The organism is Gilliamella sp. B3023 (assembly GCF_026536845.1).
In the GTDB taxonomy this organism is placed as follows: Bacteria; Pseudomonadota; Gammaproteobacteria; order Enterobacterales; family Orbaceae; genus Gilliamella; species Gilliamella apicola_E.
Map to the genome: position 1 here is coordinate 57,361 of NZ_JAFNNH010000007.1, position 18,967 is coordinate 76,327.

Sequence of the window (18,967 nt, forward strand, 5' to 3'; positions counted from 1 at the left end):
CTTAAAAAGGATTTTGAACATTTAATAAATGATATTTATCGTTTATTTTTTCGAGTAATCAAATGGTATTTCGGCAATAAAGTGACGGTAAAATCAAGTGCAGCGCAAATGATAAAATAAACAACAATCACAAACAAAAAGATTTCAGTAGGATAAACCATACTACGATTATTAATTTGGGTAGCAATGAATGTAAATTCTGCAACACCCACTATATAAGCTAAAGACGTATCTTTAATTAATGATACCCATTGATTTACAAATGAAGGCAGCATCATTTTTAATGCTTGAGGAAGAATAACAAAAAAGATGACTTGTCTTTTATTTAAACCTAACGAAAAAGCCGCTTGCCACTGTTCTTTAGCAATAGCTACCATTCCCGCATACACAGAATGACCAATATATGCGCCACCAATTAAAGATAAAGCAAAAATAACTGTTGTAATAGCTGGCACATCAACATTCAATAGCACTGGCAACAAAAAATAAGTCCAAAATATCAGCATAATAACGGGAATCGCTCTTAAAAATCCTAATACTACAACTAAAAGTTGACGTAAAAATCCTTTGCAAACAGTTAGACCAATACCAGCGAAAATACCTAAAATAGATGAAAAGATAATAGCAGCTAAGCTCATCAAAAGAGTCAACAGAATACCGCCTGGGAAATTACCCCACATTAGGTAATTTAAATTATTCCAAATTACTTCAAAACCTTTAAAATCCATAAAAAATTAGACCCTGTTTAATCGCTTTGATTGATAAATATTGCCTAGTGTCCCAACAATAACAATGGCTAAAATATATAAAAATGTTGCTATCGCAAAATCCTGAAATGTTTTCAGCGATTCGGTTTCAACTTGACGTGAAACATAAGATAGTTCCAACACCCCAATAGCCATTGTTAAAGAGGAATTTTTGATGATATTCATATATTGACCAATTAACGGAGGAAATGCGATACGAATGCTTTGAGGTAAAATAATAAACCGCATACTTTGCCAACGTGTAAGACCTAAAGCTAATGATGCTTGTTCTTGACCATTGCTTATTCCCAAAATTCCTGCTCGAAATTCTTCAGCAATAAAAGCGCTGGAGTAACATGTTAATCCAATTAAACCAATAATAAATTCAAAAGAAGGCATTTTTAAAGAGAAAAAAAACAGCTGGATTTGCGGTTCATCAAATAGCCACATTTTAAATTCTACTGGTAACAAATTACCTATACCAAAATACCAGAAAAAAAGCTGCGGTAACAATGGAGAATAACGAAATATAGCGTTATAACTAATTACAACGCCTTTGATAATTTTGATATGACTTTGTTGAGCAATAACTAGCAAAAAACCAAATATTGTAGAGAGAATGATTGTTAAAACTGAAATAGCGATAGTGACTAAAAAACCATCCCACAACCACCATAAATAACGGGGTTCCAGTAATTGCTCATACATTATTTATTGACCTTTACCTATTTTGAAATCACCACGAGGCATGGCTGAATTTGTATCAGGTCCAAACCAACGGTTATAGATAGTTAACGCTTCACCATCATTTTCAAGCTTTAATAATATTTGGTCAACTTTTTCTTTCAAGCGGGTTTCCCCTTTTGGAATACCTACAGCTTGATATTCTTGAGTTATACTAAATGGAGATATTTCAAAAGCAGCTCGTTGTTCTTCTGGAACATTAGCAAGTAAACCAATTAACTTTGCGTCATCTTGAGTAATAGCTTGTACAACACCATTGCGTAATGCTGCAAAAGCAAAAGGTGTATCATCATATGAGATTACTTTAGCAGTTGGGTACTTCTCACGTAGAGTAATTTCCATCACTGTACCTTTATCGGCACCTATACGAAGATTTTTAAGATCATCTGCTGTTTTTAGGAATCCTTTTTTAGCTACAAACTTCTGGCCAGTAGCAAAATAAGGCAAACTAAAATCGACTGTTTTAGCTCGTTCATCAGTAACCGTAAAGTTTGCAACAATCAGATCTGCTTTTTGTGAAGTTAGTAAAGGAATACGGTTGGCCGGATTAGTTGGAACTAGTTCGACTTTTACATTCAATGCTTTAGCAATTTCATTGGCATAATCAACATCAAGCCCAGCAATTTTATTAGTTTTTTCATCAATAAATCCAAACGGAGGATTACTATCAAAAACAGCAATCTTGATCTCCCCTCGTTTTTCAATATCATCCAAACGATCGGCGTAGGCTGAATTGATACCTAACAAGACCGTAAATAATGCTGCAGCTGTTAATGATTTAGTTAAAAATTTCATATCGACTCCCAAAAAATGAAGGACTGGTTTATATATATATCAAGTCTATCAATAAAGAATCGTATGGATAAATAACAAATGTTTACATGGTTATAACTTATAGTTATATTGAATTATGATACATATCAGATACGTTGAAAATACATAAAAGTTTTAACTAAAAAAGCAAGCTCAGTAACTGAACTTGCTTTGGCTTACTTGTTGGATGTTTTAGTAAATGATAATTGAATTTAAATAATATCTATGGGAACTTTAAATACAGCTTTTCGTACTTTTTGTGGAACATTAATCATACACAAAGCCTGATGGGCTTCACCAGGTGCAAAAGTAACAAAATCTCCTTCAGTTAAATAAATAGCATTATTTATCTTAGGATTTTCCAAAATATACAAATCAGGTTTTTTCTCATAGCAAGGTTCATTACTAGAATCAATCAAACTGTAACGAATGATTTCTTCACCTTCTAAGATCATTTGAATATCTAAAAATAGCTTATGGAACTCTGTATGTCGCTCTTGCTCAGGCGAAGTATAAGAATCACCGACATTATAAAACCACCTTTCTCCTTTTAGTTGATATTTACCATCAGGTAAAGTCTTTAGATATTCAAAGCTAGCCTCTGGTCGAGCTAAAATACTATATAACGACTTAGGTAGTGTTGCTAAATGTAGAAATTTTGTATTACCAGCAATCATTTCCAATCTCCCTTTGCCAGTTTACTTTTTAAAATTTAAGCCCTTTAAATTTGCTAGAACTTATTATTAATAGTGGACTTAACCCAATCCTCTTCAACCAAAACATATTTAATTGCCATTCTAAAATAGGTATAGGCAATGTGTAACTTACCATCTAAGCCTTGTTTGATACTTGGATATGAAAACTCTCGATTAAGATTGTCTTTTGAATTATTTGACATACAGTAACCATCACCTTCATCCAAATTTCGAATATAAGGCCATGTTTTACCATTATCAGTGGAAATTGCTAACGACATAGGCGCTCTAGGAGCACCCCAGAAAGCATTTTTTTGCCCATCAAGAATTTTTGCTTCTTCTTTATGTGCACTGCTTTCATCTTCTATTTCATCATAAAGAGACACTCGCCTTTCTTTGGCATCTTTGGCACTTGAATTATTAAACACTAAGGCAATATGTCCATTATCTAATACAGTGGCTTGAATTGATGAATTATTATTAGGTAAAATGGTAGCAATTGGTTTTGTCCACGTATAGCCACCATCTGTTGATCTACTTTCATAAATATAATCAGCCCAACGACTTCGAAAAATAGCATACAAAGAGTTATCTTTTAGCATTAAGATATTCATATGCACACAACCTAGGCTTTCAGGAACATCAATATTTGACCATGTCTTACCTTTATCTTTAGAAATCATCACACCGCTAGTGTCATAACTTCCAACCCACTTTTCACCGGGTTTTGCAATACAGTAAAAAACTGGCAATAACCAATCCCCGTTTGGCATAACAGTAATAGGCTGGCGAATAAAAATACCTTTATTGGGGTCTTCCAATAATGTTTCAATCGGCCCCCAGGTTTCTCCATAATCTAGTGATTTTCGATAACGGACAATCGCAGTATCTTGGTTTCCTGAAATTTGCGCAGTATACAAAATCCATAGAACATTATCAGGATCTAAAAAGAATAATGGATTTTGTTCAGATCGTGTTGGATCGTCTGAAAGTTTAACCGCTTTTGTCCATGTATCACTTCCTTTTTTCAATCTAGAATAATACGCAGAAATGTCAGGAATCCCTTCTTGTGTTCCTCCAAACCAAGTGCAAAGTAGATCACCGTTTGGCAATTGCAACAAATTTGCTGCATGATTTTGCACACATTCGGTCGGCAAATATGCATCAACACGTTTTGTATCATCAGTGTTTTTACATAATCGGCCTGAACAATCTAATCTTACTTTTGTCATTCCGTTATCTCCTTATAAATTATCCGCTTTCACTTTAGTTTTTACAAAAGGACTGATTAGCACTTTGTCTAATAACATAATTAATGCAGGTGAAATTAATGCTACATACATGTTATTAATACCAAACGGATCACCGCAGTAGAACCAAAGAGACGTTATAATTGCAGCACCAACTAAAGCCATATTTGCAGCTCGTGTACTATTTAAAAATGGTAGATAGAAGGCTATCATTGCCACAATGGTAATTGATAATCGAATTGCTCTTGTGAAGAATGATAATTTCAGAACTTCAGGGAAAGCAAGTACAAGTAATAATGGAGCAAAACCAACAATAACCGAAATAATTTTTGTTGCTTTAAATTCTTTTTCTGCTGTTGGCTTACAGTAAGGAACATAGAAATCTTTAACAATTAAAGAAGCTATTGCTAATGCCACTGTACTAACACTGATAAAAATTGAAGCAACTAATGATGTAGTAATAATGCCTGCCATGATAGGATTCATATCTTGAATAAATACAGGTAATGCATATAAACTTTTGATTTCAGGGTGAAGGAATTTTGCACAAACACCGATAATAGCTATTGCTATCGCAATTGGTAAGCAGAAAAAGAAAGCATACCAACAAGCTCTTTTAGCTGATTTAGCATCTTTAGTTGATGATATAGCTTGAATAACAAATTGTGTACAGAATATTGAACCTATAGTACCAATTAACCAGGCGAAAATTGTACTTGCTCCGATTGAACCATCCCAAGTCCAATAATGAGGTGGCATTTGTTCAATCATAGGACCAAAACCACCGGTAAGATAAAGCGCCGTTCCTAAAATAAATAACACACCAAAATATTTAACGGCGCTATGAATAATTGTTACATAAGCCACACCTTTCAATCCACCAAAAGCGAAATAAAATGTACTTACCACTGCAGTAATAAGAGCAGCAACAGGTAAAGAGATTTGGAGCACAGTAGAAATAGCTGCAGCTCCACTAATATAATTTCCAACATTTACTAGTGTTAATGCATAAATCATTATTAGAGAAATTAAATTCTTAGTTGAGTTACCATATTTTTGTGCAATAGCACCAGAAATAGTGATTTCTCCAGTGTTATAAATTTTTTTAACTAATATCAAGCCAAATAATGGAAACCCTATTGCAGCACCTATAACTGACCATGACGCTGCAATACCATTATCAAATGCAGACTGAGCTGTTCCTATAGTTGACTTCGCACCAATATACTCAGTCATCAATAAAATACCTACAACAATTGCAGGTACAGCTCGAGACCCTTCCATGAAATCACTATTGTTTTTACTTCTTAAAAAATAAGTCATCCATGAGGTAGCTAATATGTAGAGAACCACAATACTAATTATTATTATTGTGTCCATCGTTCCAAAATAATGCATAAATCACCTTTCATCTTTAATATAATTACAATGTAAATATTTGTTATAGTTTTTTAATAATATTTTTAATTGTTGCTATATGTTCATCAGAGAACATAACTGGATAACGACTTACACCAACATCTTCGCCCATTAAAGTTAATGCTTTCTTCACAGCTGCTGGTGAAAATACTGTTGCATACAAATTTTTTCTTAAATCCCCAACGGCATCTTGAGCAGCTTTAGACTTAGCTAAATCACCCTCTTTAAAATTTCTCCAAATGGCATTGATATAACCCGGAGCTACATTTGCGAGTCCTGAAATAGATCCAACAGCCCCACCAACAAAACCTTGATAAATGAGCGAATCTGGCCCTGTTAATACATCAAATCCATCTATGTTGTTAGCTACATCAAGAAAAGCTTGTAAGCTTTCTGCACTACCTGCACTATCTTTAATACCTAAAATATTGGGATGTTCAGCTAATTTGGCTGCTGTTTCAGGTTGAATTGTGTTACCAGTTCTGGCGGGGATATTGTATAAAAAGACGGGAACAGTAAGAGCGTCAGCAATAGCCGTGTAGTGATAAATTAGCTCTTCTTGTTTAACTGGTATAAAATAAGGTGCTATGACTGATACAGCATCAACACCTAATTTCTCTATCTCTTTGCCTAATTTGATTGTTTCACGTGTTGAGATTTCCCCAATATGAGCCATAACTGGTGAACGGCCAGCAACTTCATCAACACAAACTTCAGTCACTTTAATTTTTTCTTGAGTACTTAATACAAAAAACTCACCATTAGTACCATTACAAAAAACACTGTTACCATTAGTTAATTGACGTTGAACTTGTTTACGCATTCGTTTTGGACAAAAATCACCGTTATCATCAAATGTAGTCACGATAGCAGTTAAAATCCCTTCTATTTTTTTTCTCATAATATTTACTCCTAATAGCCAAAGTTTCTATAAAAGCGATTGATAAATAGCTAATACATCTTCTTTGGAAACTTGCTTTGGCACGTTATTCATTAAACGTTTCACATCAAGAGCTGCATCAACTAAATAAGGTAAGTCATCTGGTGAAATATTAAGTTCTTGTAATTTACTAGGTAATGCTAAACGTTTTACTAATTCTCTAAAGTAGTTAACTAAAGCATGCGATTTTTCTTCTGCGGTTAAGGTTCGAACGGCATCAGGTAAAAGATCATAGGCTTGAGCAAATTTATCAACGACTGCATCTCGAATAAATTCCATACAAGGTACAAGTAAAATTGCATTAGCAACTCCATGAGGGATATGGTATTTACCACCAAGTGGGTAAGACATAGCATGAACTAAATGAGTACCAGCATGAGCAATAGCGGCACCACCACAATAAGAAGCCCAAAGCATATTTAATTTTGCTTCTATATCAGTGATATCATTAACTGATTTTTCGAGTGAATTGAATAGCTTTTCCATACCTATCAAAGCATAATTATCACCAACCGAATTAGAGATACTGGCTGTAAAGCACTCTATTAGGTGGCATAAAGCATCTATACCTGTTGAAGCAGCAATATGCTTTGGCATTGACGTTGTTAATTCAGGTGCTAAACAAACATAATCAGGTAACATGACGGGAGAAATAATACCCTGCTTGGTCATTTTTTCAGGTATAGCTAGAATCGCATTTGGTGTTGCTTCTGATCCTGTACCGGCTGTAGTCGGTATCAATACAGAAGTACACCGCTTAATTGGTTTTTGCCCATCTAATAATTGTTCAAGAGTAATATTGGAATCTTTAACGCATAAAACAGAAATCAATTTAGCTACATCAAGTACACTTCCACCACCTACACCTATTACAAGATCAGCATTAGATACCTTCATTTTATTAAGTAAGTTAGTTACATCCTGATGGCTTGGTTCCGGCGGAATATCATCAACTATGCTTACTAAAGCAACATTTTCTTGCACTTTTTTGATGATTTCTTTTGTTACGGATAAATTAATAATATTTTGATCTGTTATAAACAGAACATGCTTACGATCTTTAAATAAAAAATGAAGATCTTTTAAAACTCCTTGTCCACTAAGAATTGTGCTATTTATATGCATAACCATCTCCAACAAACGCCCCAAAAATGACAATTAAAAATCATATTGATTTCATTTAATCACTAAATATTAATTTATGTTTGCATTTTGATCAAATTGAATATGAAAAACTATGATCAAGATCACATTATGCAACTTTTGATTTATTTTAATCATAATAATTGTTTTTTTTAATAAAGAATATGTATAATCAGAAAACTGGAATTATTTATAATTAAGAGTTCTTAATGATTAAGTTGATTATTGCTGATGACTTCACCGGTTCTAATGACGCTGGAGTTCAATTAGTAAACAAAGGATTGGTAGTTGATGTAATTTTCAATTGGGAAGAAGCCAACTTATCAGAAAAACATAGTTTTCAAGAAAGTAAAAATAATAATGTTATAGTCGTGAATACTGAAAGTCGCGCCGTTACAGATAAAGAAGCTCAAAGAAGAATACAAAAAGTTATTATTAATAATCCTGACGTTAAGCAAATTTATAAGAAAATTGATTCTACTTTACGAGGAAATATTGGTACTGAAATAGCCACGCTATTGGATAATTTTAAAAATAAAGTTGCATTGGTTGTTCCTGCATATCCCAATATGAATCGTACGACAATAAATGGAAATTGTTACATAAATGGAATTGAATTAATTAATACTGAATTTGCTAGTGACCCTAAAACGCCTGTTTACTCATCAAATATAAAAGATTGTATTGAACAACAAACAAAATATTCATGTGTAGAGGTCAATTTAGATCAAGTAAGAAATTATAAGTTAAAAGAACATATTGAAAATGCTATCAATAATGGTAAAAAAATGATTGTTGTTGATGCTGAAACAAACGGTGATTTGCAATGTATAGTTGAACAAATCTTACCATTACAAGAGAAATTATTACTAGTTGGATCAGCTGGTTTGATTGATTTTTTACCAATAATTCATCAAGAAAAAAATACAACTAACCCCAGGATAAGTACTCATCCATTATTAGTCATAGCGGGTTCAATGAGTGAAAAGACACAACAACAAATAAATTATACGGTTAATCAGAAAGATAATTGGGTAATTTTTGATATAAATATTACAGAGTTATTACCACATATATCATTATTTACATTAACCCAATTAACAAAAAAGATTCAATCACAACTAGATTATCAAAAACATTGCATAGTCAGAACAAGTTCTAATATAGACGATCGTTATAAAGTTGAAGATTATTGTAAGGAATATAACTTAACTCGAGAACAACTTGGTGAACATATCTGTCAATCTTTAGGTCAATTAGTCAATCGGCTACAGTTTAAAAATCTATTTTTGACTGGTGGAGATGTAGCGATAGCTATAGCCAAGTCTTTAGGGGCTATAGGGTTTAGAATTGAAGGACAAGTAAGTCCTGGTGTACCTTATGGTCAATTAATAAGTAACAAACCTATAAAATATCGTGTATTTACCAAAGCTGGAGGCTTTGGTTCAAATGATATTTTTTTAAAAACATTAGAATTTATTTAAAGGAGAAATACGATGTCAAAAATCGTAGCGATAACAATGGGGGATCCAGCTGGTATTGGACCAGAAATTATTGTAAAAGCTCTACAATCAGAAGCACTTAAAAATATACATTCTGTTGTAGTTGGTTCTGCTGAAGTTCTGAAAAAGCAATTAAAAATGGGGTTATTTACTAATGTTTCAATTAATGTGATTGAACAAGTTAGTAATGCTATTTTTCAACCTAATATTATTAATGTCATTGATATAAAGTTAGATGATATTGATTCTCTAAAACCTGGTATGATTCAACCGCAAGCTGGTGATTTGGCTTACCGATGTGTGAAAAAGGCGACTGAGCTTGCTTTAAGCGGCGAAGTTTCAGCTATTGCCACCGCACCATTAAATAAAGAAGCCTTACATTCTGCTGGGCATATGTATCCAGGTCATACCGAATTATTAGCAAAATTAACTGATAGCAAAGATGTAGCAATGGTGCTTTATACCGATTCACTTAAAGTCATCCATGTCACAACCCATGTCTCATTACGTAAATTCTTAGATACCTTAAACAGTGAACGCATTGAAAAAGTAATTAAAATTGCTGATAATTTCCTTAAAAAAATTGGGATTAAGCACCCTAGAATTGCCGTTGCAGGCGTTAATCCTCATGCTGGTGAACATGGTTTGTTTGGTGATGAAGAGATTAAAATTGTTACTCCCGCTATCGAAAAAATGCGCCAATACGGAATTGACGCCATTGGACCATGTGCACCAGATACTGTATTTTTACAAGCACACCAAGGCAAATTTGATATAGTCGTGGCTATGTATCACGATCAAGGTCATATTCCACTTAAGTTATTAGGATTTTATGATGGTGTAAATATTGCAGCTGGTTTACCTTTCATTCGCACATCCGCTGACCACGGAACCGCCTATGATATTGCTTGGCAAGGTGTCGCAAAACCAGATAGTATGATAGAATCAATCCGATTAGCGGAACTGTTATCTAATTAAGTAAAATAAAAGAGGAGTTTTCAGTGGGAAAATACAATCGACTAGATCAAATCATGGACTATTTAAAAATTCATAATCTAGTGACAGTCGAAGATTTAGTTATTGCTACTGAAGCCTCTCCAGCGACTATTCGTCGTGACTTAATCAAATTAGATCAGCAAGGTGTCATTAGTCGAACACATGGAGGCGTGACACTAAACCGTTTTATTCCAAATCAACCCACTACTTTCGAAAAAATTCACAAAAATTTTAATGAAAAACAACTTATAGCAGATGTAGCTGCAAAGCTAATAAAACCTGGTGACTCAATCGCTCTTGATGCTGGTACTACGACATTAGAAATAGCAAAAAGAATTACGCAAATGCCAGTTAGGGTCATTACATCTGACTTACATATCGCGCTATTTTTGTCTGAATTTAAACAAATTGAAGTCACAATAATTGGTGGGAAAATTGATGACAGTAGCCAATCTTGCATCGGTGAACATGGTCGCTCTTTGCTTTTACAAATTAATCCTGACATATCCTTTGTTAGTTGTAACTCTTGGAGCTTAAGTAAAGGTGTAACAGCACCAACTGAAGATAAAGCATTAATAAAATCTAGCTTTGCCGAGAAGGCAGATAAAGTTGTTCTTGTTGCAGATAGTAGTAAATATAATACTTATTCTTTATTTACGTCTATACCTCTAAACCGCTTTACTGACATTATTACTGATAATCATCTTGATACAGAATCCGTACAAGCTCTTCAAAATCAAACGTTTAAATTACATATTGCCAAATAATATATTCCACTAATAAGAGATCACCAATGGACTGACTTTATTTGTAGTATTAGCTTTATTGAAAAAATTATCCCACTGATCACTATATTTTCGTCTGCATTGATTATCTAACTATTGTTAAATTTATCTTACAAGCACTTTGAACCGTGACATATTGTATAAATGCTAATAGTTTCTGCCACGTTAGATATTTCTGTTAATCCCGATTAAAATAAACCTCAGATAGCAATCCATTACATATTTAATGGGCAATAAATTAACCACTGAGTTTGTTACTTAATTAATCTGACATAAACTTTAATCGAAATATTTGTCCGCTTTCATCTAATAATAGCAAACGATGAACACCTTTTTTAGCAATAGTTAAGGCCACTTTTTCATTATCTTTAGAATTAGCAACTAAGTTTCCATCTAGAAACCACCATTTTTCCCCATATCCACCCTCTGGAGTTAAATCAACTGTGACTTGATGACTTCCTGGTAATGCTCTAATCAATTGTTTATCACGTAAACCTACGATATTGAGTGAAGCAAAAACATCTTGTCCCATTACAGGGCAACTTTTATCAATTGGTGGTAATAGAGTCCGCCTTTTCTCTTTTGTTAACAGAAAGTTTTCTAATGATACTGGCCATAGGGCAAGTTGTTTTTTTTGTGCTCCTGGACAATCAGCAGCAACACGTTCACCTCGTTCATTTACCCAAATCGTTATCCACCCAGAACGATAGATATTATTTTTTAGTTCACCATAGGTACTTAGTGTTGGCGGTGTCATATTATTTAAAACCCATGCGGTCTTTTGACGGTGACAATTTACATCAGATTCCGGAAGAGGTTGCCCTAATGGCCAACAAATTTTCATAGAAGATACTGATGCGGGTTTTTCATAAGTAGTGAGTGGACGATTTAAACGATTTTCTCTATTTAATAAAATTGAATTAACATGTTGTAAAATTGGCATGGCAGACATTGAACCATATTGCCCAACAACGGGAGTGCCATCAGGACGCCCTACCCAAACGCCAATTAAATATCTTGGATTGATACCAACTGCCCAAGCATCCCGATAGCCATAACTGGTTCCTGTTTTATAAGCTAATAGATTACTATTAATTAACATTTGTCTTGTTATCCAAGCACTACCATCTGAAATAAAGGGTTTATTAATCAATGGCTCTTTTTGAGTAAAGCGCAATGGACTCACTTCGCCATGCCTAGCAAATGCACTATATGCACTAACAAGATTATCCATCCTTAATGAAGCACCACCTAATATATAGGAGATATTAGGCTCGTTGCCTATCGAAGATAAAGGTAACCCAATACCAGCCAATTTACCTGCAAATCGTTTTGGGCCATATAACTCAATTAATTGAACCGCTGGTAAATTTAATGATTTACTTAATGCGTCAGATACACTAACCGGCCCATAGAAACCATCATCGAAATTGGTTGGACGATAATCAGTAGTAATACGAGGAACATCTTGCAATAGCGATTCAGAATGAATCATACCTTCATCAAGAGCAAGCGCATAAATAAAAGGTTTTAGTGTAGAGCCAGGAGAACGTAACGCACTAATCATATCAACTTGGCCAAAACGTTCATTGTCATTAAAATCAGCTGAACCGACATAACCTTTTACTGTCATATCAGTATGATCGACTACTAGAATAGCCAATGATGTTTTAGGCGGTAGTTGTTTCACACGATTGATGGCTAAATCTTCTAAATTATATTGAATTGAAACATCAATAGTGGAATGAATAATATCCTCATTAGGGTATTTATTTTTTAAACGATAAGCCAGTAAAGGAGCCACTTGTGGTGCTTTTCGTGGATATACCCAAACCTCATCGCGTCGAACGGTTTCGATTAAATCATTTGACCATACTTTATATTCTGCCAATCGGTCTAATACTTTATCACGAGCTTGTTTGGCTCTTTCAGGAAATCGGTCGGGTCGTAATCGACTTGGGGCTTGAGGCAACACTGCTAATAATACTGCCTCACTTCTTGTTAACTCTTTGGGCTGTTTACCAAAATAAGACCAACTTGCCGCCCCAATACCTTCTATTGTGCCACCATAGGGTGCGTGGTTAATATATAAAGTTAAGATTTCATCTTTACTATAATGTAATTCAAGCTGGAGGGTTCTAAAGATCTGTTTTAGCTTACCCGTTAGCGTTCGATCGTGTGGATATAATAATCTTGCCACTTGCATAGATATAGTACTACCACCGGAAACGATTTTATCATTTGATATATTTTGCCAAGCTGCACGAAATAAAGAAATCGGATTAATACCAATATGTTCATAAAAATAGCGATCTTCATAATTTAATAAAACTTCAAGATAATAGTCTGGCACTTCATCAAGACTGACTGAATAACGCCAAACACCATTTTGATCAGCAAATCGCCATAATGGCGTTTCATCATCTGCAACAACGGTTTGTGTAGTTTTATTTTGTGAAATAGATAAAGGAAAAAGAGAGTCAGCAATAAAAAAACTACTGCTCAATAAAACTAATAATATCAAAAAAAATTTAAATATTTTATAAAAGCATTTTTTCATTATCTTTATTATGTGACCCAGCCAAATGTATTTATAAATAAAAATTCCGCCAAATATATTGGCGGAATAATTAGTATATTAATATCTAATTAATTTTCTTCCTGTCTAGGATTTGAAATAGTCATAAAATCAGGTGATTCTCCTATAGCAAAACGGTCTGGACGATACATAGATTCTACATAAGGATAAGGAATCATGTAATCGCCAGTAGTTACTGCTCTAACTAAATACACTAAACGTTTTCGATATTTATTATTGCGCCCCACATAATTATTAATGTTAACAGCGGCAACATATCTATCATCTCTATATTCTTGATATTTAATATTACTAGCATCATCATCTCCCATTAATTTAGCTATACCAGGAATTGATGATAAATTCACACTACTATTAGAAAGGTTTTGATTTTCAAGCTCTAGACCAGCTGGTAAGAAATCAACAACTAACGCATCATGAACTTGTTCTTTAGCTATTACATCTAAAACCACAACCATCATAGAACCTACATCTAAATCTGCTGGTGATATTTTATTACCCTGCAAATCATAATACGTACGACTGATGTTAAAGAAACCATCAGCTGAGGTTGGCGCTGGAGGTGTTTTAGAATAACCTGTTACAGAGAACTTAACATATAGTGGCTCATCTGATTCTGAATTATCAATCGATAACCCTTGGGTTAATTTATCAAAATCATATGAATGTGAAAATACTGAATCAACTTCATTAACTTTTCCATTCACTGATACCTTAAATTTATTACCACTTTTATGCTGTTCTAATGACCAACCAGCAATAAACAATGAATTTAATTCTTGTGTTGAGAAATATCGTTTACTGTTTAACAAATCTGATAAATTATACAGATAAGTACCTTGTTTATTCTGAGCTATTTTGTTTTCTATTAATAAAGATAGAATTAATGCTTCATCACGTATTTTACTACCATAATTACCAAACCAGTGATTATTGTATTGATACGAAGTGCTAAAAACTAAAGGTAATAATTTTTCATAAACATTTTGATTACCATTTAATTTAGCAGCAACCGCTAGTTGAGCTATAGGTAATGGTGAATAGATAAATGACTTATCATTACTTATCTTGTCTGATAAATAATTTATCTCGTTACGCATTGCTGAGGTAACTTTATTTTGTTTAGTTAAAACCATTAATGCATAGGCTTTAATTGACAACTTAGAAAACTCAAAACTACGTGAATCTCCATAATAATCAAGATTATTATATGCAGACGTATCATAGATATATTGACCTAGACGTGTCATTGCTGAATCAAGCGCTTTATCACTAACTTGATAACCTCGTTCTTTAGCTTGCAACAAGAAATCTGTTGCATAAACTGTCAACCAATGCTCTTCATTACTATGACTATTCCATAGCCCAAAGCTACCATTATTTCGTTGCATTGATAAGATACGTGAAATACCTAATTGCACTTTTTTACGACGCATCTCATCTGAATCAGTTTTAATACCTAGTTCTGCGAGTTGTTTACTATTGGCATATAATGATGGGAATAAACCACTCGTTGTTTGTTCCAAGCAACCGTAAGGATATGCAAATAAATCTTTGATATATTGAGCAATATTTAACGGAGGCTGATTAGAAATGACCAATTGCCCTTCAACAGTGTTATCAATTAATCCTGTTAATGCATCGTTTGGTAATTCCCAATTCTCATTGGCATCTAGTGCTAACACATAAGATCTCGTTGTTCCGGCATATGCAGGCCTTACGCCAATTGACCATGATCTTTCAATTTTAGTGTCAGAATTATCTTCAAGTAAAATACCTTTGACCGCTATCGTTACCGAACCAGTACCATAACCATAATCTGCAATAACAGGGATTTGAATGATATCTTTTTGTTTACTATCAAGTTTGACTGATATCGTTTTGGCTTCATTTTGATGAATCAAACCATTAGTCGATACTTCAACTTTCATATTTTGTGTTTTATCTGTCAAATTATGAAGATCTAACGCTAATACAGCGCGATCACCACCAGATAAGAATCGAGGAGTTGATAATTCAGCTATAACCGGAGCTGAAACCTTCATTTTTTTATCAGCTTTACCAAAACGATTATCATCCCATGCTTGAGCCATTATACGTAGCTCACCGTTGAAATTAGGTAAAGGTAAATTAATCACACCTTCCCCATTATCATCTAATTGAATGGTTTTGAGTTGTTGCGCAACAATTTGAACTTCATTTGACGGTTTTTTACCGCCAGCGCCCATCGCATCACCACCAAAGCTCATATTTACATTACGACCAGTAGCTTCAATTAAGCTGCCATAGACATCGTTAATATCGACATTAAAGCGTTTACGTCCTAAAAACCAAGCATAAGGATCGGGTGTGACATAATCAGTAATATTTAAAACACCTGAATCAACAGCTGAAACCAATACAGTCACTTTTTTATCTTTTTGGACAGATGGTTTATCCATTTTAATTTTAATTGGCACAACAGTTTCAGGTTCTACTTGTACCGGTGTATCAATTGTCACATTTAATTGACGATTAGACGTATCAATTGGTAAATGGAGTAAACCAATTGCTCGTTTAACTGTTTGCACGGAAGCATCAGTCGAAGGGCGAATAATCATAGCACTAATATAGATATCATGTCGCCCCCATTTTTCAATAGGAATTTCGACATCTAAACCTTCTTCACCCACCGTAATGGCTTTTTTCCAAATGGTTCCATCATTGGTTTCGAGAGAAATATAACCAGAACCAGCTACAGGTGCTTGAACATTAACTTTAGCGACATCTCCAGGATTATAAGATGGTTTATCAATACTTAACTTAACTTGGTCTGGGCGTACAGATTTAGTACCATGAGTATTATCTTCCCAATCATAACCAGCCCAGAATCTGAGACTTGATACGACTTTACTGTTTGTATCTACCACTTCAATTCGGTAAGCACCATAATCAGTAGGTTGATAGGTTATTTTTGTGGTACTGCCTGCCTCAATAGATAACTGATCTTCAGAAACCACAAATTCCTTCGAGTTGGAACTTTGACGCCAACCATCTTCCTCAGACCAAACCCAATAGTAATCATTACGCTCACGAACTAGTCTAGCTTTTAATGATTTTGTACCTAATTTTTCCCCATCCAAATCAACATAAGCGATTTCGAATTCAGCATTACTATTTATGTCTACAGTTGGACGCTCAAAATAATTATCGCTATTCCAATCATAATATTCTGAGTTTTCAAATAATGCTCGGATTGCCGGCAATTTAGGTGCAGGCCAAATAGTTTGTGTTGCATAACGCGTAACTGGTCTACCACCAGAATCTAGCAAACTAGCTTGTAAAACGACTTTTAGAGGTGATGAGCTTCCTGACCAATAATTATTCTCAATATTAATTTCAGTTAAACCATCGCTATCTAACTTTAACTCTAAAGAATCAAGTTCGCGATATGGATTTTCTTCAGTAGCTGATCCAATTTTGAAGTCATCTAATCCTGCAATGGTATCAACTTTCTTTAAATAAAGATTAGCATCTAAGCGATTACCAGATGCTGGCGCACCATATAAATACCAACCTTTTATATCAAAAGAAACATCTTCACTCTTAAGAATTGGACCATCAGATGAACTGTGTATTTCCATCGCCATACGTTCTGGCAAAAATTCTTCAACTTTGAAATTCCACTGGCGATAGTTATCATCACCTAAATTGAAACGAATTAACCAATTACCTGTTGCTGCATCAGCGGGGATAACAAATTGTTGTTGATATAAACCATTGGTATTCACACTGCTTTTTAGTTGATAAGTTTTGACAACTCGACCATTAGAAGAAAACACTTCAGCGACAATTGGTTGATCAGGTAATGGCTGTCCATCTGCATCACGTAATAGTGCATTAAAATAGACGGTTTCGTTCGGACGATAAAGGTCACGAGGGCCAAAAACAAATAATTGTTTTTGGTAGAAAGGTTTGCCCGATAAATTGAAATCAGTTAAATTAAGCGCAGCACGATTAACCATCAAAAATGAAGTTTGCTCGCCATCGGTTGCAGTCAATACGCTATATGCCTTGTTGTTGCCATCGATTTCAACATAGCCATCTTTATCTGTCGTTGCCTTAATATTCTTACACTGCTTATTATTAGATTCGCATAATAATGTTAAATTAATATTAGCTAGTGGCTTACCGTTATCTAAAGCATGAGTCGTTACCGCTAATTTACCATTATCATAACGATGATATGAAACCCCGATATTGCTTATTGAAAATATTGTTGCAGGATTTGATTCATTATAAGTACCCGCTTCATTCATTACCGCAATATAAACACCTTCTTGATTAAGTTCAGAAACTGTAGAAAGGTTAACGATAATGGTTTCTTGAGCATTCGGTCTAGGATTAAGATCAAATCTTGAAGAATAAACTAAATCAGTATATTCACTCATACTTTGCGAACGCCAAATTGACAACATATCAATAAAACCATAATTATCAAGCAAAATAGGTAATTTTTCTGGCTTAATTTTGAAAAAGTTTATATCAACTTTATCAACATTGAGCGTATTAATCGGCAATCCACTCATGGATTTACTTGGTAATAAAAATCCAGTACTAGCAAAACCAACCATAGGTTGGCGATCTTGGGTGGTTATTTGAGCTTCATAAACAGATGACAAATGGCTATCATTAATCGCTGATAACATCTTATCGATAGTTAAAACCAATTTACGATTTGGCTGAAGGTAGCGAAGTTTTAATTCAAGGCCATTATCAGACAACTCCCAAGCGCCATCAACCACACCACTCTCTTTGTCAACCAATCTTAATAAATTTGAAAAATTCAATTTCGGATTGAGAGGGACAGAAAACGTCACGACTAATGTGCTTGAACCATCAATGATTAATTCTGAACTATCGAGAACTTTTAGATTTTTACCTTTATATTTTTCGATTAGTTCAGGTGTTGGATTAAATGGGTTATGAGATTGCGAATTTGTACTCGAATCATGCGTTGTATTACTGGTATTACTGGTATTACTGGTATTATTTGTAGTTAATTCAGTTTTATTATTACTTACTGAATCTGTCGATTTATCTTTTTGATTATCACAAGCGCATAACGTCAAAAACAAACCCAACACAGCTAAGTGTTTTATCAATCTCATTGTTTCACCTAATCCTTTCTATTCCTGATAAAAATACTACTTATTTTTTTGTTCATATTATGCACTTTCACAAAAACTTTAGCAAAGAATCTTTATCAAGATTTTTAATTTTTTTTGAGATAATTAAATATTTTAAATTGGTAAAAAAAGTTGAGGAACGGGTTTTTTGAGAGGGGTTTTGGCAT

At 34.0% G+C, this 18,967-nt stretch carries 13 protein-coding genes; 3 read left to right on the forward strand and 10 right to left on the reverse strand.

All coding sequences use genetic code 11. The features are described 5' to 3' along the window. Positions 1 to 35: 35 nt before the first annotated feature. The 8 genes from J3U16_RS05910 to J3U16_RS05945 form a co-directional block, all read right to left on the reverse strand. On the reverse strand, positions 36 to 728 hold the full coding sequence (locus J3U16_RS05910) for an amino acid ABC transporter permease (protein ID WP_267342632.1): 693 nt from the start codon (positions 726 to 728) through the stop codon (positions 36 to 38). Between the two features lie 6 nt (positions 729 to 734). Next, positions 735 to 1,454: an amino acid ABC transporter permease gene (locus tag J3U16_RS05915; protein ID WP_065733860.1), complete on the reverse strand. Its 720-nt coding sequence runs from the start codon at positions 1,452 to 1,454 to the stop codon at positions 735 to 737. A gap of 3 nt (positions 1,455 to 1,457) precedes the next feature. Beyond that, on the reverse strand, positions 1,458 to 2,285 hold the full coding sequence (locus J3U16_RS05920) for an ABC transporter substrate-binding protein (RefSeq protein ID WP_267330613.1): 828 nt from the start codon (positions 2,283 to 2,285) through the stop codon (positions 1,458 to 1,460). A gap of 230 nt (positions 2,286 to 2,515) precedes the next feature. Then, the gene (locus J3U16_RS05925) at positions 2,516 to 2,980 is read right to left on the reverse strand and encodes a YhcH/YjgK/YiaL family protein (RefSeq protein WP_267330614.1); all 465 of its coding nucleotides are present in this window, start codon (positions 2,978 to 2,980) and stop codon (positions 2,516 to 2,518) included. Between the two features lie 53 nt (positions 2,981 to 3,033). Further along, the gene (locus tag J3U16_RS05930; protein WP_267330615.1) at positions 3,034 to 4,230 is read right to left on the reverse strand and encodes a sialidase family protein; all 1,197 of its coding nucleotides are present in this window, start codon (positions 4,228 to 4,230) and stop codon (positions 3,034 to 3,036) included. Between the two features lie 12 nt (positions 4,231 to 4,242). Further along, complete coding sequence (locus tag J3U16_RS05935; RefSeq protein WP_267330616.1) at positions 4,243 to 5,646, reverse strand: sodium:solute symporter family protein; 1,404 nt, start codon at positions 5,644 to 5,646, stop codon at positions 4,243 to 4,245. 43 nt (positions 5,647 to 5,689) lie between these two features. Continuing rightward, entirely contained in the window at positions 5,690 to 6,568 is an 879-nt protein-coding gene (locus tag J3U16_RS05940) for a dihydrodipicolinate synthase family protein (protein ID WP_267337401.1), read from the reverse strand. Positions 6,569 to 6,595: 27 nt separating this feature from the next. Beyond that, complete coding sequence (locus J3U16_RS05945; RefSeq protein WP_267338928.1) at positions 6,596 to 7,732, reverse strand: iron-containing alcohol dehydrogenase; 1,137 nt, start codon at positions 7,730 to 7,732, stop codon at positions 6,596 to 6,598. 227 nt (positions 7,733 to 7,959) lie between these two features. On the opposite strand from J3U16_RS05945, the gene dtnK reads away from it, so the two are divergent. The 3 genes from dtnK to J3U16_RS05960 are packed head-to-tail and all read left to right on the forward strand — an operon-like array spanning position 7,960 to position 11,015. Beyond that, positions 7,960 to 9,234 (forward strand): D-threonate kinase, encoded by a 1,275-nt coding sequence (gene dtnK, locus J3U16_RS05950; protein WP_267330619.1) that lies wholly within the window; start codon positions 7,960 to 7,962, stop codon positions 9,232 to 9,234. Positions 9,235 to 9,246: 12 nt separating this feature from the next. Further along, the gene (gene pdxA / locus J3U16_RS05955) at positions 9,247 to 10,230 is read left to right on the forward strand and encodes a 4-hydroxythreonine-4-phosphate dehydrogenase PdxA (protein ID WP_065733853.1); all 984 of its coding nucleotides are present in this window, start codon (positions 9,247 to 9,249) and stop codon (positions 10,228 to 10,230) included. Between the two features lie 23 nt (positions 10,231 to 10,253). Beyond that, on the forward strand, positions 10,254 to 11,015 hold the full coding sequence (locus J3U16_RS05960; protein WP_141677452.1) for a DeoR/GlpR family DNA-binding transcription regulator: 762 nt from the start codon (positions 10,254 to 10,256) through the stop codon (positions 11,013 to 11,015). 280 nt (positions 11,016 to 11,295) lie between these two features. Here J3U16_RS05960 and pbpC read toward each other — a convergent pair whose 3' ends face one another. Further along, positions 11,296 to 13,593, reverse strand: a complete 2,298-nt coding sequence (pbpC, locus tag J3U16_RS05965) for a penicillin-binding protein 1C (RefSeq protein ID WP_416379942.1) — start codon at positions 13,591 to 13,593, stop codon at positions 11,296 to 11,298. Between the two features lie 89 nt (positions 13,594 to 13,682). Next, on the reverse strand, positions 13,683 to 18,782 hold the full coding sequence (locus J3U16_RS05970; protein WP_267330621.1) for an alpha-2-macroglobulin family protein: 5,100 nt from the start codon (positions 18,780 to 18,782) through the stop codon (positions 13,683 to 13,685). Between the last annotated feature and the right edge of the window lie 185 nt (positions 18,783 to 18,967).

What these genes read in the sequence shown, in the direction of transcription:
- J3U16_RS05925 (WP_267330614.1), bottom strand. Translation starts at nt 2,980, where the DNA reads ATGATTGCTGGTAATACAAAATTTCTACATTTAGCAACACTACCTAAG.
- J3U16_RS05970 (WP_267330621.1), bottom strand. Translation starts at nt 18,782, where the DNA reads ATGAGATTGATAAAACACTTAGCTGTGTTGGGTTTGTTTTTGACGTTA.
- J3U16_RS05940 (WP_267337401.1), bottom strand. Translation starts at nt 6,568, where the DNA reads ATGAGAAAAAAAATAGAAGGGATTTTAACTGCTATCGTGACTACATTT.
- J3U16_RS05915 (WP_065733860.1), bottom strand. Translation starts at nt 1,454, where the DNA reads ATGTATGAGCAATTACTGGAACCCCGTTATTTATGGTGGTTGTGGGAT.
- J3U16_RS05920 (WP_267330613.1), bottom strand. Translation starts at nt 2,285, where the DNA reads ATGAAATTTTTAACTAAATCATTAACAGCTGCAGCATTATTTACGGTC.
- dtnK (WP_267330619.1), top strand. Translation starts at nt 7,960, where the DNA reads ATGATTAAGTTGATTATTGCTGATGACTTCACCGGTTCTAATGACGCT.
- J3U16_RS05910 (WP_267342632.1), bottom strand. Translation starts at nt 728, where the DNA reads ATGGATTTTAAAGGTTTTGAAGTAATTTGGAATAATTTAAATTACCTA.
- pbpC (WP_416379942.1), bottom strand. Translation starts at nt 13,593, where the DNA reads ATGAAAAAATGCTTTTATAAAATATTTAAATTTTTTTTGATATTATTA.
- J3U16_RS05935 (WP_267330616.1), bottom strand. Translation starts at nt 5,646, where the DNA reads ATGCATTATTTTGGAACGATGGACACAATAATAATAATTAGTATTGTG.
- J3U16_RS05930 (WP_267330615.1), bottom strand. Translation starts at nt 4,230, where the DNA reads ATGACAAAAGTAAGATTAGATTGTTCAGGCCGATTATGTAAAAACACT.
- pdxA (WP_065733853.1), top strand. Translation starts at nt 9,247, where the DNA reads ATGTCAAAAATCGTAGCGATAACAATGGGGGATCCAGCTGGTATTGGA.
- J3U16_RS05945 (WP_267338928.1), bottom strand. Translation starts at nt 7,732, where the DNA reads ATGCATATAAATAGCACAATTCTTAGTGGACAAGGAGTTTTAAAAGAT.